General features: G+C 69.2%; 29 protein-coding genes and 1 pseudogene. 14 read left to right on the top strand and 16 right to left on the bottom strand.

Features of this window, described 5'->3' with window-relative positions; genetic code table 11:
• Positions 1–930: 930 nt before the first annotated feature.
• Together OG219_RS15175 and OG219_RS15170 are read left to right on the top strand one after the other, a co-directional pair.
• Positions 931–1,302 carry a GIY-YIG nuclease family protein gene (locus OG219_RS15175; RefSeq protein WP_266826822.1) on the top strand — a complete coding sequence of 124 codons (372 nt, stop codon included), beginning with the start codon at positions 931–933 and terminating at the stop codon, positions 1,300–1,302.
• Between the two features lie 355 nt (positions 1,303–1,657).
• Positions 1,658–1,852, top strand: coding sequence for a hypothetical protein (locus tag OG219_RS15170; RefSeq protein ID WP_266826821.1), 195 nt, complete (start codon positions 1,658–1,660; stop codon positions 1,850–1,852).
• A 383-nt stretch (positions 1,853–2,235) separates the two neighbouring features.
• On the opposite strand, the gene OG219_RS15165 is transcribed toward OG219_RS15170, so the two are convergent.
• The 4 genes from OG219_RS15165 to OG219_RS15150 all read right to left on the bottom strand — a co-directional run bounded on the left by OG219_RS15165 (position 2,236) and on the right by OG219_RS15150 (position 4,285).
• On the bottom strand, positions 2,236–2,538 hold the full coding sequence (locus OG219_RS15165) for a hypothetical protein (RefSeq protein WP_266826819.1): 303 nt from the start codon (positions 2,536–2,538) through the stop codon (positions 2,236–2,238).
• Positions 2,535–3,266 carry a GntR family transcriptional regulator gene (locus OG219_RS15160; RefSeq protein WP_266836099.1) on the bottom strand — a complete coding sequence of 244 codons (732 nt, stop codon included), beginning with the start codon at positions 3,264–3,266 and terminating at the stop codon, positions 2,535–2,537. The genes OG219_RS15165 and OG219_RS15160 overlap by 4 nt, the downstream gene beginning before the upstream one ends.
• An 8-nt stretch (positions 3,267–3,274) precedes the next feature.
• Positions 3,275–3,499: a hypothetical protein gene (locus OG219_RS15155; protein ID WP_266826817.1), complete on the bottom strand. Its 225-nt coding sequence runs from the start codon at positions 3,497–3,499 to the stop codon at positions 3,275–3,277.
• 501 nt (positions 3,500–4,000) lie between these two features.
• Positions 4,001–4,285 carry a hypothetical protein gene (locus OG219_RS15150; RefSeq protein WP_266826815.1) on the bottom strand — a complete coding sequence of 95 codons (285 nt, stop codon included), beginning with the start codon at positions 4,283–4,285 and terminating at the stop codon, positions 4,001–4,003.
• 78 nt (positions 4,286–4,363) lie between these two features.
• On the opposite strand from OG219_RS15150, the gene OG219_RS15145 reads away from it, so the two are divergent.
• From OG219_RS15145 to OG219_RS15130, 4 genes are all read left to right on the top strand, one after another.
• A complete protein-coding gene (locus OG219_RS15145; protein WP_266826813.1) occupies positions 4,364–5,119 on the top strand; it encodes a GntR family transcriptional regulator in 756 nt (251 codons plus the stop codon).
• Positions 5,120–5,467: 348 nt separating this feature from the next.
• Positions 5,468–5,764, top strand: a complete 297-nt coding sequence (locus OG219_RS15140; RefSeq protein ID WP_266826811.1) for a hypothetical protein — start codon at positions 5,468–5,470, stop codon at positions 5,762–5,764.
• A 479-nt stretch (positions 5,765–6,243) separates the two neighbouring features.
• On the top strand, positions 6,244–6,846 hold the full coding sequence (locus OG219_RS15135; protein ID WP_266826809.1) for an HD domain-containing protein: 603 nt from the start codon (positions 6,244–6,246) through the stop codon (positions 6,844–6,846).
• 18 nt (positions 6,847–6,864) lie between these two features.
• Positions 6,865–7,509: an AAA family ATPase gene (locus OG219_RS15130; protein ID WP_266826807.1), complete on the top strand. Its 645-nt coding sequence runs from the start codon at positions 6,865–6,867 to the stop codon at positions 7,507–7,509.
• A gap of 10 nt (positions 7,510–7,519) precedes the next feature.
• On the opposite strand, the gene OG219_RS15125 is transcribed toward OG219_RS15130, so the two are convergent.
• The 3 genes from OG219_RS15125 to OG219_RS15115 form a co-directional block, all read right to left on the bottom strand.
• Entirely contained in the window at positions 7,520–7,852 is a 333-nt protein-coding gene (locus OG219_RS15125) for a hypothetical protein (protein WP_266826805.1), read from the bottom strand.
• A 169-nt stretch (positions 7,853–8,021) separates the two neighbouring features.
• Positions 8,022–8,600: a DUF6082 family protein gene (locus tag OG219_RS15120; protein ID WP_266826803.1), complete on the bottom strand. Its 579-nt coding sequence runs from the start codon at positions 8,598–8,600 to the stop codon at positions 8,022–8,024.
• 400 nt (positions 8,601–9,000) lie between these two features.
• On the bottom strand, positions 9,001–9,732 hold the full coding sequence (locus OG219_RS15115) for a dienelactone hydrolase family protein (RefSeq protein ID WP_266826801.1): 732 nt from the start codon (positions 9,730–9,732) through the stop codon (positions 9,001–9,003).
• A gap of 253 nt (positions 9,733–9,985) precedes the next feature.
• Between OG219_RS15115 and OG219_RS15110 the strand changes: the two are divergent.
• The 3 genes and pseudogenes from OG219_RS15110 to OG219_RS15100 form a co-directional block, all read left to right on the top strand.
• Positions 9,986–10,235, top strand: a pseudogene (locus tag OG219_RS15110) (phosphotransferase); the annotation flags it as partial.
• Positions 10,236–10,433: 198 nt separating this feature from the next.
• Entirely contained in the window at positions 10,434–10,790 is a 357-nt protein-coding gene (locus OG219_RS15105) for a hypothetical protein (protein WP_266836431.1), read from the top strand.
• A 129-nt stretch (positions 10,791–10,919) separates the two neighbouring features.
• Positions 10,920–11,408: a hypothetical protein gene (locus OG219_RS15100; RefSeq protein WP_266826799.1), complete on the top strand. Its 489-nt coding sequence runs from the start codon at positions 10,920–10,922 to the stop codon at positions 11,406–11,408.
• 177 nt (positions 11,409–11,585) lie between these two features.
• Here OG219_RS15100 and rox read toward each other — a convergent pair whose 3' ends face one another.
• From rox to OG219_RS15075, 5 genes are all read right to left on the bottom strand, one after another.
• Complete coding sequence (gene rox / locus OG219_RS15095; RefSeq protein ID WP_266826797.1) at positions 11,586–13,040, bottom strand: rifampin monooxygenase; 1,455 nt, start codon at positions 13,038–13,040, stop codon at positions 11,586–11,588.
• A 227-nt stretch (positions 13,041–13,267) separates the two neighbouring features.
• Entirely contained in the window at positions 13,268–14,494 is a 1,227-nt protein-coding gene (locus OG219_RS15090) for a hypothetical protein (protein WP_266826795.1), read from the bottom strand.
• Between the two features lie 136 nt (positions 14,495–14,630).
• Positions 14,631–15,113 (bottom strand): hypothetical protein, encoded by a 483-nt coding sequence (locus tag OG219_RS15085; protein ID WP_266826793.1) that lies wholly within the window; start codon positions 15,111–15,113, stop codon positions 14,631–14,633.
• 128 nt (positions 15,114–15,241) lie between these two features.
• A complete protein-coding gene (locus OG219_RS15080) occupies positions 15,242–15,652 on the bottom strand; it encodes a helix-turn-helix transcriptional regulator (protein ID WP_266826791.1) in 411 nt (136 codons plus the stop codon).
• Positions 15,649–16,095 (bottom strand): SRPBCC domain-containing protein, encoded by a 447-nt coding sequence (locus OG219_RS15075; protein WP_266826790.1) that lies wholly within the window; start codon positions 16,093–16,095, stop codon positions 15,649–15,651. The genes OG219_RS15080 and OG219_RS15075 overlap by 4 nt, the downstream gene beginning before the upstream one ends.
• Positions 16,096–16,255: 160 nt before the next feature.
• On the opposite strand from OG219_RS15075, the gene OG219_RS15070 reads away from it, so the two are divergent.
• From OG219_RS15070 to OG219_RS15060, 3 genes are read left to right on the top strand one after another with little or no spacing between them, the layout of a single operon-like run.
• Complete coding sequence (locus OG219_RS15070) at positions 16,256–16,714, top strand: MarR family winged helix-turn-helix transcriptional regulator (RefSeq protein ID WP_266826788.1); 459 nt, start codon at positions 16,256–16,258, stop codon at positions 16,712–16,714.
• Positions 16,711–18,129 (top strand): MFS transporter, encoded by a 1,419-nt coding sequence (locus tag OG219_RS15065; RefSeq protein ID WP_266826786.1) that lies wholly within the window; start codon positions 16,711–16,713, stop codon positions 18,127–18,129. Before OG219_RS15070 ends, OG219_RS15065 begins: the two co-directional genes overlap by 4 nt.
• A 2-nt stretch (positions 18,130–18,131) precedes the next feature.
• Complete coding sequence (locus OG219_RS15060; RefSeq protein ID WP_266826784.1) at positions 18,132–18,719, top strand: hydrolase; 588 nt, start codon at positions 18,132–18,134, stop codon at positions 18,717–18,719.
• A gap of 36 nt (positions 18,720–18,755) precedes the next feature.
• Here OG219_RS15060 and OG219_RS15055 read toward each other — a convergent pair whose 3' ends face one another.
• Complete coding sequence (locus OG219_RS15055) at positions 18,756–19,667, bottom strand: ketopantoate reductase family protein (protein ID WP_266826782.1); 912 nt, start codon at positions 19,665–19,667, stop codon at positions 18,756–18,758.
• Between the two features lie 133 nt (positions 19,668–19,800).
• Between OG219_RS15055 and OG219_RS15050 the strand changes: the two genes are divergently transcribed.
• Positions 19,801–20,028, top strand: a complete 228-nt coding sequence (locus OG219_RS15050) for a DUF2277 family protein (RefSeq protein WP_266826780.1) — start codon at positions 19,801–19,803, stop codon at positions 20,026–20,028.
• 92 nt (positions 20,029–20,120) lie between these two features.
• Here OG219_RS15050 and OG219_RS15045 read toward each other — a convergent pair whose 3' ends face one another.
• Entirely contained in the window at positions 20,121–20,747 is a 627-nt protein-coding gene (locus OG219_RS15045) for a DedA family protein (protein ID WP_266826778.1), read from the bottom strand.
• A gap of 256 nt (positions 20,748–21,003) precedes the next feature.
• Here OG219_RS15045 and OG219_RS15040 point away from each other — a divergent pair, with 256 nt between their 5' ends.
• Positions 21,004–21,567: a superoxide dismutase family protein gene (locus tag OG219_RS15040; protein WP_266826776.1), complete on the top strand. Its 564-nt coding sequence runs from the start codon at positions 21,004–21,006 to the stop codon at positions 21,565–21,567.
• An 86-nt stretch (positions 21,568–21,653) separates the two neighbouring features.
• Here the strand turns inward: OG219_RS15040 and OG219_RS15035 are convergent, their stop codons facing one another.
• Together OG219_RS15035 and OG219_RS15030 are read right to left on the bottom strand one after the other, a co-directional pair.
• A complete protein-coding gene (locus OG219_RS15035; RefSeq protein WP_266826774.1) occupies positions 21,654–22,103 on the bottom strand; it encodes a DoxX family protein in 450 nt (149 codons plus the stop codon).
• A gap of 85 nt (positions 22,104–22,188) precedes the next feature.
• On the bottom strand, positions 22,189–24,153 hold the full coding sequence (locus OG219_RS15030; RefSeq protein ID WP_266826772.1) for an FAD/NAD(P)-binding domain-containing protein: 1,965 nt from the start codon (positions 24,151–24,153) through the stop codon (positions 22,189–22,191).
• Between the last annotated feature and the right edge of the window lie 30 nt (positions 24,154–24,183).

Below are 24,183 nucleotides of genomic sequence, written 5' to 3'. Positions count from 1 at the left end.
GCATCGTTCATCGAGGTACGGCGGCACCCGTCCGCACTGAAGAGGGTGTATGCGCGGCCATAGCCCGACCGTTCACTCAGGCCAGCGCCCGAACATCTGTGGACTACCCGTGGACGAGCCACGCCTAGATGATCAGTCGAGCGCCTGCGGCCTGCGCACACGTCCGGGACCGAAGGGCCCTCCGGAGCCGTGTGCTAGTCAGCCGGGCGCTCAGTGCTCAAGACCGCTGAGGAGGCACGATGTTCCTCGCATACGGCCCACCAACTGTCGCCACCTTTGTCCTCAACATGCACGCTCCATACGGCCTCCTTGGGGCACGGGGCGTTCCAGGCACACTTCCCCAGGCGGGATCTCGTGCCTACCCGGTGCCTGTCCGGTGTCCATCTGACCGGTGGCGCAACTAGTTCCATGCCTCCAGTGAAGAGGATTCAGGCCGGCCATTGCAGTCGAACGCGTGCCGAAGTCTGTTGCGGTACAGCAATCATGGCAGCCGGGCGTGACAGTTTGAAGCCGCCACTGTCCCAGAGAGGCCGTGCCAGGCCGTGCCAGGTCGTGCGGGGAACAGCGGGGAATCACGGTGAAGCGGCCAGGCCTGACGAGACCGCACCCCTGCCGTTCGCCCAGTTCAGCGCTCGAACCGGCCGCAAATGCCCGCAGTTTCCCAAGCTGATGTCACGCAGCTGCGCAGGCCGCGAATGTGTTGTCGGCGTCAAGCAGTAGCCTGCGACGGTCAGCCGTGGCGCGCCTGGAGGCTTCGTGGAAGCTACCGCTCTCATCAGTCCTGACCGGTTGTGGTCAGCGCAGCAGGTGTTGATGCGTCCAAGCCCTGTAGCAGCGGTTGCAGGGGTCTACGGATGGCACTTCGAGCGAACACCCCACTCGGACCTGGACGTCGGGCGCCTCCTCTACGTCGGCATAGCCCCGCGCTACATGGCGAACCGAACCAGTACCCAGAACCTGCGCAAGCGGGTGCGCTACCACTACCGAGGCAACGTGGCCGGCTCGACACTGCGGCTCACCCTCGGTTGCCTACTCGGACTTGAGCTGCGCCGCGTGGGCAGCGGTAAGCGGATGACTTTCGGCAAGGCGGGTGAAGCCGCCCTTAGCCAGTGGATGGCGGACAACGCGCAAGTGTGCTGGGTCGAGCAGGACGAACTGTGGGCCCTGGAGTCACAGTTCACCTCTCAACTCGACCTCCCGCTGAACCTCGACCAGAACCGCCGCAACGCGTTCCACAGCCGGTTGAAGGATCTGCGGGCCCAAGCCCGCCTACGCGCAAGGGAGTTGCCAATCAGCGCGTAGGCCGTCGGATAAGCCGATGCAGGTGATGACCGTGCGGCCAAAATCAGCCATTCGCACGCCGTCGCGAATCAGGGTGAATTGGACTCCCTGAAAGCGCGAGAAAAATACACCGCACTTTCGTCACCAGAAACAGTGCAGGTCAAAGTGCGTCCAACGATCCCCGTGGATCGTACTCAGGCCGAATGGAAACAGGTGTTGTCGTCCGAGTCTTTCCCCGGAGACGGTGGCCCGTTCATGAGCCCTGATACCTTCCTGAGTCAGCAAAACGCCCCGTCACCGACGGCAATCGAGACGACGGGGCGTCGCGCCAGCCGAGCCGAGACGGACGGCTGAACCGACCAGATCAAGGAGTGCCATGAACCAGCCGGGGAACGGCGACCAGGGATTTGATCCCGGAAACGGATTCCCGATTGCCGATATCGAATCAGTATCGGAAAATCGCGACCAGGATACCGGTCAGAGTAACCGCGTCAACTTGGTCAGTTGGGCTGTGGCGGCCGCGATGGTGATCAGCTCTCTCGCAGCTCTGGTCACGGCGATCAAGGCGTAGTCCGATCGCTGCCACGGGCCGCACAGGCTTTCCCAGGCACGGTTCCCGATGTGAGCCATCGCCCGTGCTGTACAGCAACCACAGCAACCGACCATGACCGGCAGCGTCTCTGAGGGACCTCACGAGGGCCTGTATGACCTCAGTTGACCGATCTCTGTAGAGCTACGGATCAGAAGGCTGCCGTGCCCCACTCGTGCCCGATCGAGCGGGGAATCCCGGGAGTTTCCAAGCTGAGGGCGCCGCTGTCGCCCCCGACCAACTTGGCCCCGCCATGAGAGAGGCTCTGGCCACCATCCCAGGCCAGGGCCTCTCTTCCCATGGGTGCGCGCTACTGCTAGATGAAGGTCGCCGTCGGCAGTCGCGGCTTCTCGGTTCCCTTCCCCTCAGGAACAGTGAGATTCGGGAGTCGTCAGGCGATGACCGCGGCTGGTCGCTACGCGAAGCGCGTCCTGCAAGGCTTCAGTCAGCTTCGTTGCCAGAAGTCGCAGCTCCTCCGTCTTCGTATCCCTGTCGTCGAGCAACTCTTGAGCCTGCTTCAGCAGTTCGGCCGCCATCCCGAGTTGGATCGCTTCGATGTTGTCTGCGAGGCGGGACATGTAGCCATCGCTGTCGTCCGTGCTGAGATAGCAGGGCTTGCCATCCGGCCCCAACCACGGGAGAAGCCTTAACTCGTTTCGGGCTTTCATCCTTGGGTCCTGCTTTCGTCGACCACGTGGTGGGTGGTGAAGACCGCGTCGGCGCGGTCCCCGGGGAACACCAGGAGCGCAGCCTCGACCACGCGCCCAGTGACGTCGGCCGTCACTCGCGTAATTGCGAGAACCGCCAAGGCAGAGCTGATCCGAAGGGCCGAGGCCTCGTCCGGTGTCGGGAGGCGAACGCTCACTGTCTCCCGGACGTGGACTGATGGAGGGCGCAGCAGGGCGAGCCTCGCCACTGCCTCCTCGCACGTAGGCGACTCGCCGAGCACGGCGGCCGGCACCAGGTCGCGGCGGACGTAGATACGAGCCAGGCTGTGTGGCGATTCCCCTTCATGGTTGAGGCAGAGGAACTCGGTCAGGGGACTACCGGTCGGCACCTTGAGCAGAGCCGTCAGATGCCCGCGCGCCCGGATCTTGGTTGTTCGGACAGTGACGCGGAGAGGTGCCTCAGCCGCGGTCCGGGTGTCCAGCGTGACCCGGCCACCGATGTACGTGATTTTTTGGAGGGGGTGAAGAACGAAGTTCCCCTTGCCGTGGATCTTTTCGACGAGGCCTTCGCTTTGAAGCACTGCGAGAGCACTCCGCAGGGTCGCCGTGCTCACCATGTATCGAGCGGCTAGCTGGGCCTCAGAGGGAAGGCGTTCGCCAGCCTTGATCCGACCGGTGGCGATCTGGTTCCGGAGGTCATCGGCAATCCCGTGACGGCGAGAAGGCATGGACTGGATCACCGCCTTCTCGGGACACGCACGGCGACGAGACGGGTCCGCGTGTGCATGGTCAGGAGTTCGCCCGAATCGAACAGAAGCTGCTTGGCGCCGTGGGGCAATTGCAAGAGGTCGGTCACCCGGCATGGTTGGCCGCCGACCTGAATGACGTCGCCGCACTGCACGCTGGTCGAGGTGATCTCGATGGTGGAGGCCGGCGTGCCCCTGGGTTCCCATCCCCTCACCGCGCCACCTCCGCAGATGGGTCCCGAGTCGTGGCCGTGTGACAGGCGCAATCGCATGCTTCGTAGATCACCGGAACGTCAACCGGCGCTGCGGCCGGGGAGAACTCCGTGCACGCGTGGTGCGTACCGACCCGGCACGAGCCCGACCGGTAGGGGTCGGCCTCCACATGCGTGATGCGAGGCTGCTGGTGAAGAGGCATCAACGGGCCCCCGCTGTGGCGAACCAGGTGTCGGCAGGGAGCGGATGAGTCCCTGCCGTCGAACGCTCTCGCGTGCGTTCCTCACTGGCCAGCACATACGGACGGACGAGTGCCGTCTCCTCACCTACGAGAGCATCCGCGTGTTCGCGACGCTGTCCCAGGAAGGGCATTCGCCCGTCAGGCAATCCCGGGGGAGTGGCCATCGGCCGGGCGGAGGTTAAGGGGCGGCGGTGCCTGCCCTTGCGGAGGTACCGCTCACTGGTGAGCGAGACGGCACGACGGATACGGTTGAGCACGCTGCTCAGCTCCGATCGCTGATGGCAGGTCCCCCGACATCGCCCGTCGTGGGGACCCTTTTGCGTACGACCGCCCAGAGTGTGCGGCCGTTCAGGTTGGTGGCGATGAGCCCGAATCGATCGGCCTCGGCCACCACTTCCAGGACCTCCCGCCATGACTCGGCGGAGAGTGTTTCCGGCACCTCCGCTTCGATCGACGTGCAGCTGTCGTGCTCCTCCATGCGTGTGGTGAGCCCGGCGGCGGATAACCGCGCGGCGATGGCCTCCGCGCTTGCCTCCGAAGTAGGCACAGGACAGCCTCCGTCACCGGTGAACACTTTGAGTGAGGCTAGTTAACTAGATTAGAGCTAGTGGACTAGATTTTCTATATGCCTGAGCAGCCGCCCTATCTCCGCATCGCCGACGAACTCCGGCGGCGGATCGCGGAGCACGTGTGGACACCGGGGGACCGGCTCCCATCCCGCCACCAGATCGGCCAGGAGTTCGGCGTGGGCGAGAACGCGGTGCGCCGAGCGCAGGAGCTGCTGATCTCCCAAGGTGTGCTGGAGGGCCGCGCCGGTTCTGGCACCTACGTCGCCGAGCCCCGGCGGCGTGTACGGGTTGTCCGCTCGTCGGCGCGCGAGCAACCCGAGGGCTCCCCGTTTCGCGCGGACATGAAGGCCGTAGGCAGACAGGGCGACTGGGAGAGCCGGACCGACGCCAAAGTCCCGGCGCCTGCGGATATCGCGGCGCGTCTCGGTATCGCCGAGGGCGACCTATGTGTCCGTACCGCGTACGAGTTCCTCGCCGACGGCAAGCCGGTGCAGCTGTCGACGAGTTGGGAGCCGTACGACCTCACCGGCGGCACTCTCGTCGTTCTCCCCGAGGGAGGGCCGCACGCCGGGGCAGGCGTCGTAAACCGCATGGCCGAGATCGGTGTCACCGTCAGCCACGCCGTGGAGCAGCCTGAGCCGCGGCAAGTGACCGCTGAGGAGGCTTCACTTCTCGGCATCCAGAAGGCCGCGCTTGTCACGCATATCCGGCGGACGTACTACAGCGACCAGGGGCGGCCCGTCGAGACGGCCGACATCGTGGTGCCCGCCGCTCACTGCGAGATCGTCTACGAGATCCCGATCAATCGTTAGAGGCCGTTAGAGGTCGCTTCATCGAGTGAGGCGTAGTGGCTGATGAGCATGACGGACAGGTCAGCCGAGCCAAGTAATACTCAGGCTTGAATCCCCGAGCGCGGCAGTTAGAGGCACTCAGTTCCAGGTGGAGCGGCTGCCCAAGTTGCTTCGGGACGAACAGGTCGCGTGCCATAGCCGTGCCACATCGTGCGGTCAACCACGGTCAACGACGGCTCGCGACGGTCCAGGGGGGCCGCCAAGCTGGGAACTCTCCGGCCCAGGGTTGGCCTGCGCACCCTCGTCGTCCCGCACACCCGCCCTTACAACGCAGTAGTCGCGGGCTCCTCGGCAGGTCATGATCTGCCTATGGACGAGTACAACTGGCCAACGCGCCGCCCCGATGTGCCGGGGCAGTCGCGGGAGGAAGTCTGGACGGCGACGCTTGCAGGTCTCCCTCTGGGGGCTTCCGTCGCAGGAGAAGTGATCGCACGTCAGCCCTTCGGCGTCTTCATCCGTGTTGACGGAGTTCCGGACGCCATGGGGCTTGCCGAGATCATTGCCATGCCCGAGGGGATGGGACTGCCCGCTCTTGGGGTACGCATTCGCGGTGAGGTCATCGACCACGTTGAGCACAACCATCAGGTGAGAGTTCGGCTGCACTGATCAGGGGCGGCGCTTGAGTGGCGCTCGGGTTAGTGTGCGGCGCATGGCCAGCGACGTTCTGCCCTGCCCCGAATGCGGGCAGCCCCTGAAGTCTGGTGGCGTCGTGCTCTCCAAGCGCAACGACGACGGCCGGCGGAGCTGCCGATCACTGTGGCGGTGTACCAGTCGGCACGTCTGGTGGAACTGGGCGGATCGGCCGGACGAGCCCTTGGAGATCTGCCCCGCGCCGGAGCTGTTCCGCTGACATCCAACGCTGACATCAACACCCACGGACCGCTGCGGCATTGGGCGCCTACGGATGACGCTCGCGCGCGTGGTTGGGCCATGCCAAGGACGAGTTGGAGCGAACTTACGAGGCGGATGTCGGCGGTTCGAAACCGTCCGCGCCCACCAGGTTCGGGGCATGAGAGAGGCCCAGGTCAGCGGGTGTTAACCCGGGGACCTGGGCCTTGAGCTTTCCCGGCTCCTATCCTGGCGCGGTGACGTCTCCTGATCTGCTGCTGCGGGCCCTGCACGACACGGGAAACCCGCCCCTGCGCCCGCTGCCGGACCGAGTGGCGGAGCTACTGAAGAAGCTCGACGCCCCTCCGCGTCTCGCGGCTCATCTGCGGGCCGTTCACGATGTCGCGCACCGGCTTGTCGGCTGGTTGGAGGAGCGGCAGCCGGCATTGCGCTTCGACCGTGATGCCGTGCTCTTCGGGGCGGCCACGCATGACATAGGGAAGACGGTGCACGTCGGGGAACTGTCCGGGCCCGGCTCCGCGCACGAGGAGGCCGGACGTGAACTGCTGCTGGGTCAGGGCGTCGGCGCGGAACTGGCCCGGTTCGCGGGGACCCACGCGGCCTGGAACGGACCGGACATCGGGGTCGAGGATCTGCTGGTGAGCGTGGCGGACAAGATCTGGAAGAACAAGCGCGTCCAGGAGCTGGAGGATCTCGTGGTCGCCCGGCTGGCCGTGGCGAGTGGCCGGACGAGGTGGGAGGAGTTCCTGGCGTTCGACGATGTGCTCGGGGCGCTCGGTGAGGGAGCCGATCAGCGGTTGGCCTTTCAGGCGTCCTACCCGGTCCGCCGGGCTCATTGACAGGGTAGGGACGGCACCATGGCGACCGAGGCGGCTCCGGGCACCGCGGATCCGGATCACGCGCGTATCCCCGAAACGAAGACCGGGGGCACGGTCATCCTGCTCAACGGCACGTCCAGCTCCGGCAAGAGCAGCATCGCCCGGGAACTGCTCGGTGTCCTCGATGGGACGTGGTTCCACATGCCGGTGGACGTCTTCCATTCCATGCGCGGCGGTGGCGAGTTGGCCGACGAGGATCTTCAGGCGGAGATCGATCGCACGGTCAAGGGCTTCCACCGGGCCGTCGCGGGTATGGCCGCGGGTGGCAACAACGTCGTCGTCGACCATCCGCTGAGTCGTCGTTGGCGGCTGCTCGATCTTCTCGACCTGCTCGTGCCCGAGGACACCGTTCTGGTCGGGGTGCGCTGTCCGCTGCCCGAGCTGGAGCGGCGCGAGGCCGAACGCGGGGACCGGCAGCGGGGGCTGGCCGCCATGCAGTACGACGAGGTCCACTCCCACGAACTGCATGACCTCGACGTCGACACCAGCCTTCAGGGCCCGCCGGAATGCGCTCTTCGCGTACGGGACTTCCTTGCGGACCGCCCGCGCCCCACGGCCTTCGAGACGCTCCGGCGGACTCTGCGTACGCCCCGGACTCCTCGGACTCCTCCGAAGGCGGACTGAGCCTTCGCGTTCACGCCGGGTCCTCGTGGGCGTGCTTCAGGCTCGCGCGGGCGTCGACCGTTTCCGCGGGCGTGACTTGCGACCAGAAGCGGTGGCAGCTCACGAACACGGCGAGTTCGCGCTCGCGCTGTCGGAGCTTCTCCACCTCGGCCTGTTCGTCCGCCGTCCAGCCGGGCGAGGCGGGGCGTTCCACCTTGCGCCAGCCGTTGGTGTCGCTGAAGCCGTCCAGGGGTTCGACCGACCAGGGGAGTCGCTTCAGCAGGGCCAGTAGCTCGGCCCGGACCTGATGCAGCTCCTCCTGACCGGCCAGGAGGTCACTCGGAAAGTCATAGGTCGCAGCCACACGGCAATGGTACGCCTGTTCGATTTTGGGATGCGAGTTCCTTCGGGGACTTCACGCGAACGGGTGTGACTGTCCTGTGTCATCGACCGTTGAGCGTGTGCCACCGAAGTTTGATCGGTTCGCAGACCAGCCCCTCTGAGGCTTATCGACTCTCCAGCAATCTGGCCAGCTACGGAGCGGGCTCGAAGTACTGACCAGGAGCGACCGGAGGGCCGTCGGCGACGGCGCGCGCGTAGCGTTCGTCACAAATCTTCACGAACTGGCGTCGCATCGGGTCGGCGGAGAGCTCCGCCGTGACGCGCCACCCAGGCCCACCGTTCACCCAGTGCTCGCGTGCGATCTCACCCTGGAAGTGGCCGTTGAACATGTCCCGGAGTGCGGCCTCGCCAAGGTTTCCGAGCCTGAAGTCGGACTCCCAGTTGGTGACGATGAGGTTGGTGAACAGGATCTGCTTCCTCCGGGTGGCGGTCGTTGGCGTCTGCGGCGGCTCCCAGCACGGAAGGAGCGAAGGGTCGCCGAGCGCCAGGATGATCAGCTCTCGATGGGCATCGCGCCGCGCGGCTTCATGGGCTATCTGTGTCTGGCGAGCCTGATACCACAACGAGGCAGTCACCCCCGCCAGTGCAGCTGCAGAGAAGAGCACGGACAGCGCACCGTAGGTCTGGCTGACGTTGCTCAGCCGCGCCCAGTCCAGATCGTCTGGGGCAAGCAGGTTCAGAATGAATGGGGTCCCGAGGATGAGTACCAAGGCGAACAGGGTGCTGGAAGCGACAACAAGTGTCCGACTGTTCCGAGATGACCTTCCCTGCAGACTGAACATGTTTCCCCATCGTGAGTCGCCGGCCGATCTGAACAGGGTGGCAACTGGTAGGCAGCCGTTCAATGGAGGCGACGTCACTCAAACTTCGATGGCACACACTCAAGAGTCGATGTCACGGGACAGTGACGTTGGGGGGCTGGTGGCCGGGTGCCGCCCCGACCGGCCGGTACCGCCGATGGCCGGTACCGCCGCGATCGGGGCGGTTGTGTGTCTGCCGGACACCGCCATCGACGAGGGCCGGGGCCTGTCCTCGATGAGCGGCATCCTGCCCGCCGTGCACCTGCCCACCACCGTCTGCTGCCGGCCTGACGGCGGGGGTGGTCGGCGGTTAGCTCAGATGCCGGGTGAAGAACTGGGCCGCCGCGTCCCCCGCGAACTGCGGGACGCCGGTGTGCCCACCCAGATTGGCGTGCAGCGTCTTCTCCTTGGAGCCGAAGGCGTCGAACAGATCCAGGGCCTGCTGCCGGTCGTTCCCTTCGTCGTCCCACTGCAGCAGGACGTGCAGCGGAATGGTGACCTGGCGGGCCTCCTCAAGGATGGCGCGAGGGACGAAACTCCCGGCGAACAGAACGGCGGCCGAGATTCGCGGCTCGACCACCGCCAGCCGGGTTCCGATGGCGATCACTCCCCCCGAGTACCCGACCGGGCCGCCGATCTCGGGCAGCTGAAGGAGGGCGTCCAGGGTGGTCCGCCATTCCGGGACCGCCTTTTCGACCAGCGGGAGGACGAGCCGGTCCACGATCTCCTCGCCGACCGGCTCGCCGGCCTCCAGCGTCCGGCGCAGGTCGGAGCGGGCCTGCTCGGCGGCGGCGGAACGGGGCCGGTCACCGCTTCCGGGGAGCTCGATGGTGGCCGAGGCGAAGCCCGTGGCCGCAGAGTGCCGGGCCCGGGCCGCCAGGCGGGCGTACATCTTGTGCAGTCCGCCGGGGTGGCCGAGCAGGATCAGCGGCGCAGGTGCGGATGCGGATTCGGGCGTCCACAGGATGCCGGGGATCTCACCGAGGGTGAATTCGCGCTCGAGGACGCCGTCGTCGAGGCGCTGTTCGGAAGTGAAATGCATGGTCGTGCCTTTCGGGAGGGCTCAGAGACGGCGCTCCCGGACGACCTATCGCCCGACCGTGACCCCGGAGGGGAGCACCCATGTCGATTCTGCGTTCACGGGTACCACCTCCTCGTTCTCTCGCACGGCCTCCGGGAAAGTAGCAGTGGGCGCCGTGGTCCGCCAACGGGTTTTAGCGGAGGCTCGGGCCATCCCGCCGGTCGGGTCGGAGGGGGCTACCCCGCCGGTCGTGATCGCGGGGCCGCCGGCCGACCATGCGGAGGGGTTCGCCAAACAGCTCGCCTCGGCCACCGAGTTGGGGCTGCGATCCGGGCGCCGTCCGCGCGGTCTGAGAAGACGCCGCCGCGCCCCACTGGGCGGCGGGCCCGGCACTGTGGCTCCATGGCGACCTGCATCCGGCCAACGTTCTCACCGCGGACGGCACCTTCTCCGGCGTGATTGACTTCGGCGACCTCTTCGCAGGCGATCCGGCCTGCGACCTCGCAGCTCCTTGGGTATTGCTTGGGTTGGGCGTTGTCACCGGACCTCGCCCATCAGTAAGTTCGTGCCATCGAAGCGTGATCGGCCTGGTCAGAGGGGGGAAGTTGGACGGTTCGCGGTCTGCTTTCCGCCTGGAGCGCGGTGTGACGGGGTTCCGCGACCGGGATGACCCTTCGAGACCGAGTACCGATCCCCATGCTTGCCGTGCTGCCTGGTACGCGGTGGCCCGTGCGGCGCGCGGGCGAGTCACGGACTTCACCGAGCAGGAGTACCCGCAGAACTTCCACAGCGCCACGCCCGTCGATCGGGACGGCATGCACGTCGCGCTGTTCCACGCCCATCGCCCACTGATCGCCTTCGTGAGGGACAGGCGCTACGAGTACACCGACGAGTTCGAAGAACCCCCTCCATGGGCCGCGGCCCTCGGCGACACTGGCTTCCTCGTCCTGAGCGGCGCCCTTCTCCTCTCGCCACTGGAGGAGTTGGACACCTCCGCGCTGTCCGCCGCGGAGTGGGAACAGATCAAGCACTGGCAGCCGAATACCCTCGGCGCGACGCTGTTCAATTCGTGGGACTGATCGTGGGACTGATCGTGGGACTGACGGCTCGGCGGGATCGCGGATCAGAGGTCGCCCGTCGTGCGGCTGGGCTGTAGCCGGTGGAAAACGGGGTGCGGGGGTGCGGGGTCGGCGCCTAGCGTTTCGGGCATGCGTGTTGTCTTCACCAAGGGCCCCGGTACGAGTTACGACATCTCGGTGCACCGCGAGACCGGCGCGGCGCTGGCTCCTCGCAACGGACCCGGCGGACATCCCTACCTGCCGCACGACCTGGTTCACTTCCTGGTCGAGGCGGAAGCGGGGATCGCGCTCGGGGTGTACGGGCGACTGGCCGCCGGGGACAACGGCCTGTTCTGGCCCGCGGACCCCGCCGAGCGGAACAAGGCGGCCCGCCGTCGCAAGTCGAAGCCGACACAGCCGTCGCCGCAGGCGCGGGCGGACATGGCGCGCTCGGAGGAACTGGCGGGCATCGCGGTGCCCGTCTGGGAGGTACGCCGCGGCCACGCGAAGACCCTCCCTGCGTATGTACGCGCCGACGAGGTCTCCCCGATCGTCGACCGCATCGTCACCCGCCTCGACGAACACGCGGACCGCTGGCACGCCCTGCGGGTCGGCGGCTCCCTCGAACTCACCTGGTAGGCCTGAGCCACCAGACAGTGCAGGGGGCGGGACCCAGCACCTTCGGGGCGGGTGCGCAGAGGATGGCACAGCGCGTTGGCCCGGCCCTGGAAGGTGGGGCCGGCTGAGCCGGTCGGTCACAACGAGTGTGACCGAAACCAACTCAGTCGACCGAACCGCGACTGCGGGGCTGTGGGCTCAACCGGTCGCGGCGCCGAACCACTTGGGCAGGTGGTCGAGCAGATCCTGCTGGTCTTCACCGATCCACGCCACGTGGCCGTCCGGCCGCAGCAGCACTGCGGGCGCGTCCAGTTCCTCGCTTACGTCGACGACGTGGTCGACCCGGTCCGCCCAACCCGCCACCGAAAGGCGGCCGGTCTGGTCGAGCAGGAGGCCGCGGCCGCCGTGCATCAGCTCGTAGAGGCGACCCTGCTTGAGCTTCACGTCCCGCATCCGGCGGCCGAGCAGTTCGTGGCCCTCGCCGAAGTCGTAGCGGATCTCTACGGCGGTGATCATCCCGGTCACGTACCGGTTCACCTCCTCGAAGTCCATCAGCTTCGAGAACAGCTCGCGCAGCGCGGTCACACCCGGGTCGGTGCCGAGGAGCGTGATCTGCGCGCGGGTGTTGTCCAGCACGCGGGCGCCCACCGGGTGCCGTTCGGTGTGGTAGCTGTCCAACAGCCCTTCCGGAGCCCAGCCGTTGACTGCGGCGGCGAGCTTCCAGCCGAGGTTGAACGCGTCCTGCACGCCGAGGTTGAGCCCCTGTCCGCCGGTCGGCGGGTGGATGTGCGCCGCGTCGCCGGCCAGCAGCACCCGGCCGACCCGGTAGTGCTCGGCCTGCCGGGTGGCGTCGCCGAACCGGGACAGCCAGCGCGGCGAGTGCACGCCGAAGTCGGTGCCGGCGAACGCCCGCAACTGCTTTTTGAAGTCGTCGAGGGTCGGCTCGGTCGCACGGTCCTCGGCCACCCCGTCGGCGGGCACGACTACGCGGCACACCCCGTCCTCGTCGGGTGGGGCGACGCCGAACCGCAGCTGGGTCTTGCGGACTTCCTCGACGGCGGCGGCGATCGTCGCCGGATCCTCGGTCACCTCCATTTCGCCGAGGAGCGTCTCGACCTTGGCGGGCTCGCCGGGGAAACCGACGCCGAGCAGCTTGCGCACCGCACTGCGGCCGCCGTCGGCCCCGACGAGGTAGCGCGAGCGCAGCCGCGTGCCGTCCGCCAGCTTGACGGTCACTCCGGCCTCGCCCCCGTCCCCGTCCCCGTCTTCGGACTGGCTCAGCCCGACCACTTCGCAGCCGCGCCGGATGTCGGTGCCGAGTTCGAGGGCACGCTCGTTGAGCAGCCGCTCGGTGAGTGGCTGCGGGGTGGCGACGCCGTACGGGTGAGCCGTGTCCAACCGGTCCGGCCACGGCTTGGCGATGCCACCGAAGAGACCGCCGACCTGGAACTTCTCACTGACCGCGAGGAACCGGTCGAGCAGGCCGCGCTGGTCCATCATCTCGACGCTGCGCGCGTGCAGGCCCTGTCCGCGGGACTGCGTGGTCGGCTCGGTCAACTTCTCCAGCACGACCACCTGTACGTCGTGCAGTCGCAACTCGGCGGCCAGCATCAAGCCGGTCGGTCCGCCGCCGACCACGATCACGTCAATCATCGATACCCCGTTCAACGAGACTGGATTCGGCCGGGCGCCCCGCGCAGCCCGGAGGCACGCGCTTCGTGAATCTGCCATTTCCGCAGGTCCTGGCCTTGGCCGGACTATTCTGCGGCACCACCCGGGCCTTGCCGCAAGCCCCCCTGTGCGCTATACCTTGAGAAGGGCAAGGAGTGCGAACTCTCCTTGCCCTTCGTCGTTCTGTCGCCCGGTCGTCCGCTTGCGGCTCAGCGCAAGGTGCGGACGAACACATCCCCGATCAGGTTCGTGTCATCGGGGACCAGGCCGGGGTAGTAGGAGTCGAAGACCGCCGTCGACTCGTCCGCGCTCAGCGCCGCTCGCCCCACGGTGACGGGACTGCCGTCCTGCCCCGGTGACAGCAACTCCTCGTGGCCGGTGCGTAGATCGCGCAGGATCAGCCCCAGTGTCCTGCGGTTCGCGTCCGCCGTGTTCAGGAGCAGCTTCGAGCCGTTCACCGACAGATCCGAGACCAGGGTGAGATCGGTGGGGGACCGGCCGTCGTACCGCTGGAGGGTGCCCGTGCGCAGATCACGGATGAAGGCGTTCCAGCCGTCGTTCGGGTCGGCGTCCGGGACCAGGTTGGTGGCCTGGGAGTTGAAGCCGACCTTGGAGCCGTCGGCGCTCAGCACCGGAGCGATCGCCGACATGTCCGCCGGGGCACCGTCATGGGTGGCATCCGCCTGTACGGTCCGCCCGGTCACCCGGTCGTACACCAGGATGTCGCCCTGGTCGTCGGTGGCAGGCCCGGAGTAGCCCTCCAGGTAGGCGACTTTGCGGCCGTTGGCGCTCATCGAGATCTGCTGGCACTGGTGGAAGTTCTTGGAGCCGTCAGAGGGCCGGCTGACCCGCTGCACCTGCTGAGTCCGGCGGTCCAGGAGCATGACCCGGCAGGCGAACGCGCCGTGTTCGTCGACGGTGGGCCGGGCCACGAAGGCGACGTACCGTCCACTCGCGCTGATCGGGGCGATGCCGTACGACACTTGGTAGCCCTCGTCCATCGCGGGCGCAAGGCGTTCGATCAGCCCGGTGTGCAGGTCCATCACGTGCACGGAGGAGGTCGCGGTCGTGGCCGAGTACGAGGTGAACGTCAAGTAGCGCCCCGACTCGGACAGTTGGGGCGTCGACGTCGTCTCGCCGGGCACCACCACGCGGCGCAGCGGTGCGCCGGGAGCCGTCCGGTAGAAGACGCTGCTGTTCCTCACGTCCGTTCCGGCCACCAGGTTGCTCGCCGACGAGGCGAAGGCCACGACGCGTCCGTCCGCGCTGACCACCGGGTCCGTCGAGTGATTGTTTCCGCCGGTGCCGTCGGGGGCCACACTGATCCGTTCGGTGCCTGGGACCAAGTCGCCGGTGGCGGCCCCCGCAGGCCAGGCGAGACAGGAGACCATGACTGCCAGAACGGCGGTCATGGTGATGCGTAAGGAAGGTCTCATCAGGTGGCTCCCCCTTCGGCGGGGGACGGCCACAGCCGCCCCCCGTATCCCGTGCCCCCGGCCCTGCGCAGAGGACTCACAAGGATTCACGCGATGAAAGCGCGCCGCCTGCCAAGGGTCAATGCATCGGCGACTTTCAGGCGTGTCCAGGGGTTGTGACGCGCAAGTCGAGGAGTTGTCGGGTGTGCCCTGGCACGTGGTTCTCGGCGAGGCCGTTGATGAGGCCTGCGAGCGGAATCGGCTGGTCCGCCACGAGGGTGTCGTTGGACAGGAGGAGCGCGGGCACCAGGACCGAGGCGGCTTCCTCGTTGAGCTGATCGGCGATGTCGCACAGGACGGTGGCCTGGCTTCGGACGTGTTCCATCAGGGCCGCCCTGTCCGCGTGCTCGCCGACGATCCGGTCAAGGTTCCAGGTGTCGAGGGAGACCCGGTTGTCGAAGGTGGGTCGCGAGCCGGCGACGACGCCGAGGGCAACCGCCGCGGTCGCGGCATCGACGCTGAGGAGATGGGCCAGGATCTGGTCGGCGTTCCATCCTCCGTCGTCCGCGTCGCCGAGGTCGGGGCGAGCCGCCGCGGCGAGCAAGTCGTCGTAGGCGCTGCGGAGTGCTGACGAGTCCATAACCTGCGTCCTTTCAGTCGAGCAGTCGAGTCATAGCGAGCCTGAAATCCCGTCGGTCGGGTCGGGTCGGGTCGGGTCGAGCCCGAGCCTGAGTCCCGTCGGTCGGGTCGTGCCGAACCCGAACCCCGTCAGTCGGATCGCGTCGACCCCGACCCCGACCCCGACCCCGGCCCCGGCCCCGACCCCGTACCCGCCCCCCGCTCCGCCGCCTCCGCCACGCGTTTGATGTTCGCCAGTCGCCGGTCCCAGTCGGCGGCGAGTGAGGCCATCCACCGTGCCGTCGTGTCGAGGGCCGCGGGCCGTACCGCGTACCGGACCTCGCGTCCGACCCTGCTGCCGGAGACCAGCCCGGCGGAGTCCAGGACGGCGAGGTGCTTGACCACGGCCTGCCGGGAGACGGGAAGGCGTTCGGCGAGTGTCGTCGCGGTGGCCTCGCCCTGGGCGGCGAGCAGGTCCAGCAGCCGGCGTCGCGTCGGGTCGGCCAGTGCGCCGAGGACGCTGTCGACGGCCTCGGCGGCGCCGGGACGTTCTGCCGTCACGTGGACGGCTGTTCCGCGCGCGTCTTGAGCGCGTCGAGCTCCAGGGGCCAGCCTTCGCTGTGGTCCTTGAGGTTCTGACTGCGCAGTTCCTCGGACCCGGCCAGCGCAGCGAACCCGCTCTCGACGACGCGCAGCCGCGTCTGGTCGCCTTCCTGGGTCAACGTGAACTCCACGAGGGTGCTGTTGTCCTCGCGCAGCTCTTCTCCAGGGAATGCGCTGGTCCAGCGGTAGGCCAGGTACGTCGGCGGCTCGACCTTCTCCACCCGCACCGGGAAGTCGCCGTGCTCGGCGTTCTTCGCCACCATCGACTCGCCCTCCTTGGCCACGGTGCCGGGCAGACTCGCCTTGTCGGCCACCCAGAACCCGGGCTGGGCCACCAGCGACCAGACCCGCTCCAGGGGTGCCGAGATCAGGGTTTCGCGTTCGATCCGGTCCGAGCTCATGAGCTGACTCCGTTCGTCGCCGCCATTGACTTGCAACCCCAGGGTTGCACAACAGGGGCTCTAGGTGCAACCCGTCGGTTGCGCCTAAAGAGAGGCTGCCTCAGTCCAGACTGTTCAGTTGCAACTGGACAGTCCAGACTGAATAAATTAGCTTGGCGGCATGGACAAAGACACCGAGGCCGCCGAGGGCATCTCCGAGTCCGCCGCCCGCGCCGCACTCGATCTGCGCGTGGCGTTCAGCCGGCTGCGGCGGCGGATCAGGGAGGTCTCCGAGACGGACGACCTCACGCCTTCGCAGGTGTCCGCCCTCACCCTGGTGAGCAAGAGCGGGGCCGCCACGGCCAGCGCGCTGGCGGCCGCAGAGGGGGTCCGCCCGCAGTCGATGGCCACCACGCTCGCCGCACTCGACGAGCAGGGGTTGATCGAGCGCAGCCCGGATCCGACTGACGGCCGGCGTCAGCTCGTCACGCTGACCGACGCCGGTCGCGAGCGTGTCGAGGGCACCCGGCAGGCCCGCGAGGAGTGGCTGGCCCGGGCCTTCCAGGACCGCTGCACGGAGGCCGAGCGGCAGACCGTCGTCGAGGCGATGGCCGTACTGGAACGGCTCACCCGGCAGTGATACCGAAACTCGCCCGCTCCACCAGACCGCCGCGCGCGGCCCCGGCGGGCTTCGACCGGCGGCTGATCGCCCCGATGATCCTCGGTTCCGTACTCAACCCGGTCAACTCCTCGATGATCGCGGTGGCGTTGGTGCCGATCGGGGCCGCGTTCGGGGCGCCGCCCTCGGAGACGGCGTGGCTCGTCTCCGCGCTCTACCTCGCCACCGCCGTCGGCCAGCCCGTCATCGGGCGGCTGGTCGACACGTACGGACCCCGTCGCCTCTACCTCACCGGTACGGCGCTGGTGGGGATCGCCGGACTCCTCGGTGCCCTCGCCCCCTCCCTGGGCGTGCTGATCGCCGCCCGGGTGCTGCTCGGATTCGGTACGTCGGCCGCGTATCCCGCGTCCATGTACCTCACCCGGAGCGAGGCCGAGCGCACGGGGCACGACAGCCCGACCGGAGTCCTGACCGCGCTCTCGGTCGCCAACCAGGGTGTCGTCGTCATCGGCCCCACACTGGGCGGGCTGCTCATCGGCGCGGGCGGCTGGCGGATCGTCTTCACCGTCAACATCCCGTTGTCGCTGGCCTGTCTGGTGCTCGGCTCGCTGCGCCTGCCGAAGCATTCGTTCCAGACGCCGCCTGCGAAGCGGGCCGTGGACCTCGTGGGCATGGCGCTGTTCGCCGCGATGCTCGTCTCGCTGATGCTGTTCCTGATGAACCCGGGCGTCGCCGGCCTGTATCTCCTCGGGCTGACAGCCGTCGCGGGCAGCGGGCTCGTCCTGCGGGAACTGCGCGTCGCGGAGCCCTTCATCGATCTGCGGGTGCTCGGCGGGAACCTGCCCATGCTGGCCACCTTCCTGCGTCAGTTCCTGGCCTTCACCGCCGTGTACGCGTTCCTGTACGGCTTCACGCAGTGGCTGGAGGAGGGGCGCGGGCTGCACGCCTCCGCCGCCGGACTCCTCCTGCTGCCGCTGTCGTTGACCGCGCTGGCCGTCGCCGGCGCCACCGGACGGCGCGAGGCGGTCCGCGCCAAGCTGGTCGTCGGCGGACTCGCGCAGATCGCCGGCTGTGCGGTGCTCCTTGTGGTGGGCTCAGGCTCCCCGGTCTGGCTGCTCGCCGCCGCCGGCGTCCTCATGGGCGTACCGCAGGGTCTCAACGGCCTCGCCAACCAGACCGCCCTCTACCGGCAGGCCGACCCCGACCGCATCGGCTCCGCCGCCGGACTGCTGCGCACCTTCACCTACCTCGGCGCGATGGGCGCCTCCGCCGCCACTGCGGCCTTCTTCGCCCACGGCGCCGACACCCACGGGCTGCACGAGCTGGCCCTGTTCATGCTCGCCGGAGCCGTGCTGCTCCTGGCCGTGACCCTCATCGACCGTTCCCTCCGCACCATCACCCCCGGCACCCCCGTTTCTGGATCTGGAAAGGCCTGACCATGGCTCTCACCACGCTCGACTCCCGTACCGCGCTCGTCCTCGTCGATCTCCAGAACGGGATCGTCGGGAACCCGGGCCTCGCCCCGTACCCCGGCGCCGAGGTCGTGGCGCGCGCGGGCCTGCTCGCCGAGGCCTTCCGCGGCCACGGCCTCCCCGTCGTCCTCGTGCGGGTCACCGCGGCCGCCGACGGATCGGACGCCGCGCCCGGCCGCATCGACGGCGGCAGCCACCCCCGCACCTGGCCGGAGGGCTGGGACGTCATCGCCGCCGAGCTGGCCGGGCACCCCGAGGACATCACCGTCACCAAGCGGAACTGGGGCGCGTTCTACGGCACCGACCTGGACCTGCACCTGCGCCGCCGCGGGATCACCCAGATCGTGCTGGCCGGCGTCGCCACCAGCATCGGCGTGGAGTCCAGCGCCCGCGCCGCCCACGAGCACGGCTACCACGTCACCCTCGCCACCGACGCGATGACCGACATCGACGCCGACACCCACCGCAACAGCGTCGAGCGGATCTTCCCCCGCCTCGGGGAGACGGGGACGACGGCCGAGGTCGTCGAGCTGCTGGCGAAGACCCGCCCCTGACGAGGCTCCGGCCCCCTGGAGGCCGCAGGCGGCGGGTCAGTGACCCGCCGCCGCCAACTCCCGCACCAGCCCGCTCGCCACGGGTACGGGCACCCCGTACCGCTCGGCCGCCCGCAGCAACGCCCCGCCGATCGCGTCCAGTTCGAGCGGACGGCCCGCCTCGGCGTCGCGCTGCATGGAGGACTTGGTGCCGGGCGGGAAGGAGTCGTAGCGGGCGAGGGCGGCGGCCGGGTCGGCCGGGGCGCCGCACGCGGTGCTGACGGCCGCCGTCTCCTCGACCAGCGCCGTCAACTCCTCGCGGTGGAGGGTGCGTACGTCGCCGAGAGGCAGTCCGTAGCGGGTGGTCAGCAGGGCGAGGGGCGCGAGGAAGGACATCTTCCCCCACAGCGTCGCTGCCTCGCCGTCCTGGACGCGGGTGCCGAGGCCGGTCCCGGCCAGGGCTTCCGCGAGAGCGTCCAGCTGCTCGCGCCCGACCGTCTCACCGGTCAGGTCGACCTCCGCGAAGGGGCTGTCGTGCTCGATCAGCCCCGGGGCCACGCGAGTCGACTCCGCGCGGATCACCGCGGGCGCCACCCGGCTCGGACCGTAGCGCTCGCGCAGGGCCGCCGGGTGTTCGACGCCGTTCAGGAACGGTACGAGCAGGGCGTCGCCCGGCGCGTTCACCGGGACCCGCTCCAGGGCCGCGTCGAGCGCCGTGGCCTTGACCGCGATCAGGCACGCGTCCACCGGCTCGCGCAGCTCGGTGTCCGCCTCGACACGCGCCGTGAAGTCGCCGAAGAGCCCGCTGCGTACGCGGATGCCGTCCGCGGCCAGCGTCCGCGCGGTCTCGTCCCCGGCCAGGCAGATCACCCGGTGGCCGGCACGGGACAGCAGCGCGGCGAGCAGGCCGCCGATGCCGCCGGGGCCCAGGACGGCGACCGTCATGCGTGTGGTCGGCTCTGTGTTCATGGTCGTCAGATCCTCTCGTCGGTCGGCCCCCGGGAAGGGTGGCCGCCTCGGAGTGGATCATCGCAGCCGGTACGGGCGTACCGAAACCCCGGGGGCGGCAGACGTTGTCTGCGGTACGCGCGACACTGGACGTATGTGCCGCAGCATCAAGACACTCCGCCCGCCCGTGATCCCCGAAGAGGCCACCGAGGAGGAGATCCGCGCCGCCGCGCTCCAGTACGTCCGCAAGGTGTCCGGTTTCCGGGCCCCCGCCGCCCACAACCGTGAGGTCTTCGACCACGCGGTCGAGGCGATCGCGGCGGCCACCGCCGAACTCCTGGCCGACCTGGAAGTACGCGGGGCGGCAACCCAGCGGGCCTGAGCGCTCCGCTGCAAGTCCGGTGCGTCGGCCGCGGGTTCGTCGTGGCTGGTCGCGCAGTTCCCCGCGCCCCTATGGGGCGCTGCCCGATCCGCTCAGGCCCTGCCGTCCGGCTCCTCAGTGGCCGGCCGCCGCATCAGGTACGCCGCCCCCGCGCCCGCGCCGAACAGTGCCACGAGTGAAACCCCCGTGGCGAGCCAGGTCGCGCCCAGCCACTGGCCGCCGAAGTAGCCGAGGGCGACGCTGTACACGGCCCAGGACAGGCCCGCGAGGATCGACCAGGGCAGGAACTCGCGGACGCGGCGGTGGGCGGCGCCGGCGCCGAGTGAGACTACCGAGCGGCCGGCCGGGGCGAAGCGGGCGATGACGACCAGCGGGCCGCCGCCCCGGGCGAGGGCCGCGCCGAGACGTTCCTGCGCGCTGGTCAGGCGGCGGGAGCGGGCGATGGCCCGGTCGAGGCGTTCGCCGCCGCGCCAGGCCAGGCGGTACGCCACCAGGTCGCCCAGGACCGAGGCGGTGGCCGCGGACAGGGTGAGGAACAGGATGTCGGGCACCGCCTGCGGGACCTCGCCCGTCGCGGTGCCCGCCGCCGCGGCCGTGGCGGCCATGATGACCAGTACGCCGCTCGGCAGCACCGGCAGGAAGACGTCGAGCAGGACCGACAGGGCCACCGCCGCGTAGATCCATGGGCTGCCGGTCAGCGACCCCACACTCTCAAGCACCGAAACACTCCCCTGTAACTCCCCCGTAGGCACAACCACGCCGCGGCGTAGCGGGGAGCGGCAAGGCGGCCTGTGACAGCCATACAGCGTACGCGTCAGGTGTGACAGGAGTTCCACGGGGGGCTCGTGGGTCTCTCACATCACGTTCACCCGGCTGCCGTCTCCGCACGGCGAGCGGCGCCGACTTCCCGTACCAACGAAGCAGGGGGATCGACACGGTGGGGGTGCGCACAGACCCAAGAGGAGTTGGACAGCGATGGTGGCAGGGATATTCGTCGGCGCTCTGGCGTCGGCCGTACTGGCGACGGGCAGCGGCGGTACGGCCGCCCCCGACGGCTACTGGATGAAGACGGACGCGCGCTTCGCGCCGCCCACCGCCCTCGTCCCGTCGGCGGCAGTGACGTACGACATGTCGCTCGTGCCCGCGGCCGCCCGGATCGTGGTGAGCCAGCACACCGAGGCGAGCGGGGCGACGACCGTGCGGCTGAAGGTGGAGGGGCTGAAGCCCGGGTACGCGTACGGCGCGCATGTGCACCAGAAGCCGTGCGCCGCCGATCCCGCCGCCGCGGGCGGGCACTACCAGCACGTCGTGGATCCCGTGCAGCCGTCGAAGGACCCTGCCTACGCCAATGACGAGAACGAGGTCTGGCTGGACTTCAAGGCCGACGCGCAGGGCGCGGGCGAGGCGAGTGCCCGGCACAGTTGGGGCTTCAGGCGCGGCGGGGCCTCCTCCGTGGTGCTGCACGACGAGAAGGGCATGAGCGGCTCCCGGGTGGGCTGCTTCACGGTTCCGTTCGGATGGGTGACCGGAACGGGCTGAGCGTGTACGGCGACGGCGCCCACCCCTTCGTACAAGGGGATGGGCGCCGCCTTCGTACGACGGGATGCGCGCCGTCGCGTGAGCGATCAGGCCGCGACGGGCTCCGAGGTCCGCTTGTCCGCCGGGTCCGAGGCCGTGCGGGAGGTGAAGACGCGGTCGAGGCCGAAGGCGCCGGAGCCGGTGAAGACCAGCAGCAGGAAGGCCCAGCAGAACATCGCCGAGGCCTCGCCGCCGTTCTGGATCGGCCACAGGGCGCCCTGCTGGTGCACGTCGAAGTACGCGTACGCCATCGAGCCGGAGGCGATGAACGCGGCGGCGCGGGTGCCGAGGCCGAGCAGGACGAGGGTGCCGCCGACGAGCTGGATCACGGCCGCGTACCAGCCGGGCCAGGTGCCGGCGTCGATGCTGCCGCCGCCCATCGCGCCACCGAGGACGCCGAAGAGTGAGGCGGCGCCGTGGCAGGCGAAGAGCAGGCCGACGACCATGCGGAACAGGCCGACGGCGTAGGGCTGGGCGCTGTTGAGGCGTCCGGACATGGGGGGTCTCCTTCGGTCGGGCCGGTCATGTGGGGCGGACCGGTCGTGGGGACGGAACCGAGTGAGCCACCTACGTTAGGTGAACCTAATCAATGCTTGCAAGTTCAACATTCGGCCACGGGCCGGTCTCGGCCCGCGCTTCCGTTTGTGCTTCCGCTTCGGCCGTCGTCGCACGTAGCGTCACCCGCAGCACCGCCCGCGCCACCGCGTCGGCGTCCGAAAGCGTGACCGAATCCACCCCCGGTCTGGCCCCGGCCGCGGTCACCCAGTGCACACCTTCCGTGGGCACGCCGAACGCGAACCGCCTTGTGTGCGCCTGTCCTTGACGGTCGATCAGACGATAGGGGCGAGGTGTTACGTCCAGCCCTCCGGTTTCGTAACCGTCGACGGTGTGCGGGCGGCACCGGCCCGTCTTCAGCAGTCGCCCGAGCAGTTCGTCGGCCGTCCGCCGCACGTCCGCTTCCGGCAGCCGGGCCTCGATGAGCGTCGTCGCGCGTACGGCGGAACCCGGCACGTCGGGGGAGTGCGCGACCCAGGCCCCGTCCTCGGCCCGCACTTCGAGGCGGGGCCCGAGAACGGTCAGCGTGCCCGCCTCGATCAGCGCCGCCATCTCCTCGACGCGCTGCCGGGGCGGCCCGATGGAGAGGAACGCGTTGAGCGGCGTATACCAACGGTCCAGGTGCTCGCGGCGCGAAGCGCCCGACAGGCCGCCGTGGTCCACGATCTGCCGCAGCTCGTTGCGCAGGTCGCGCAGCACGTCGAGGGCGGCCTTGAGCGGACCCTCGACATTGCCGAGCGCGGCCTGCTCGGCGTCCTCGCGCAGATACCCGAGCAGCCAGTCCCGCCAGGCATCGGGTCCCGCGAAGACCTGTCCGGCGTACGGACGCGAAATACGGTCCCAGGACCAGCGGTCGGCGGCGGGAACCTCGAACTCGTCGAGAAGCGCGGCCTCTTGGCGGCTCCGGTGGGGGACGCCCAGGAAACGGTCCCTGAACTGCCCGGACCCGGACCCGCACTCGGACCCGCACTCGGACCGCGCTCGCCCCAACACCCCCTCGTAATAGACCGTTTCCACCTCCTTCGCGACCAGCGGCCATATCTCGCGCAGGAAGTCGGGCGCGTCACCGGAGTCCGCCCGCTTGCGGAAGCCGGCGATCACGTCGTCGGTGAGGACGACGGGAAGGTGACGGCCGTAGGGACCCTTGGCGTTGTCGCCGCGGGCCTGGTGCGGGATGCCGCGGCGGGAGCCCGCGTACAAGCGGGGCTCGTCGCCCGAGGCGAGATAGCGCAGGCCGCCCTGGCGGGTGCGGGTGAAGCGGCCGCCGCGGCCCGTGGTCAACAGGGCCATGTGGTCGAAGAAGTTGAGGCCGAGGCCGCGCAGCAGGACCGGCTCGCCGGGGGCGGGCGCGGAGAGGTCGACGTCGGCCGGGTTGGCGGGCAACACGCGGCGCAGGCCGTGCCGTTCGGCGTACGAGGTGAGGTTCCGGTCCGCGGGTTCCGCGAGGACCGGCAGATGGCCCTGCGCGAGGACCACGGCGGCGAGGCCCGACAGGGTGCGGCCGGTGGAGAGGGTGAGTGTCTGACGGCCGTCGCGCGCGTCGTCGAGCCGGGTCGCGCGAGCGGCGTGCACCTCGACCCGCACCTCGGACGGCGCCTCGCGCACGACCCTGCCGAAGACCCACTCCAGGTAACGGCCGTACTGGGCGCGGGTCGGATAGTCGTCGGGGCCCAGCTCGCCGCCCGCCCACGCGTGCAGGCTCGGCCCCGGGCATATCGGCCCCGAGCAGTCCACGCTCTCGTCGGTGAACAGGGTCACCTGCGAGGCCACCGTGTTCATCAGGAGCTGCGGCGACTGCGCGGTGCGCCAGACGCGGCCGGGGCCCGGTGGGGCGGGATCGACGACGTGGACGGTCAGTCGTGCGCCGGCCGGGAGGAGCTCCGGCACGGAGGCGCAGAGGCGTTCCAGGACGCTGGTGCCGCGCGGGCCCGCGCCGACGAGGGCGACCGAGGCATGGGTGGTCCCGGCGGGCGCGGCGGGTGGTGCGGACAAAGGGGTGACTCCCGGGCGTGTGGGGCGCTG

Source organism: Streptomyces sp. NBC_00038, assembly GCF_026343635.1.
Lineage (GTDB): Bacteria > Actinomycetota > Actinomycetes > Streptomycetales > Streptomycetaceae > Streptomyces.
This window is presented reverse-complemented; position numbering and strand designations above follow the sequence as displayed.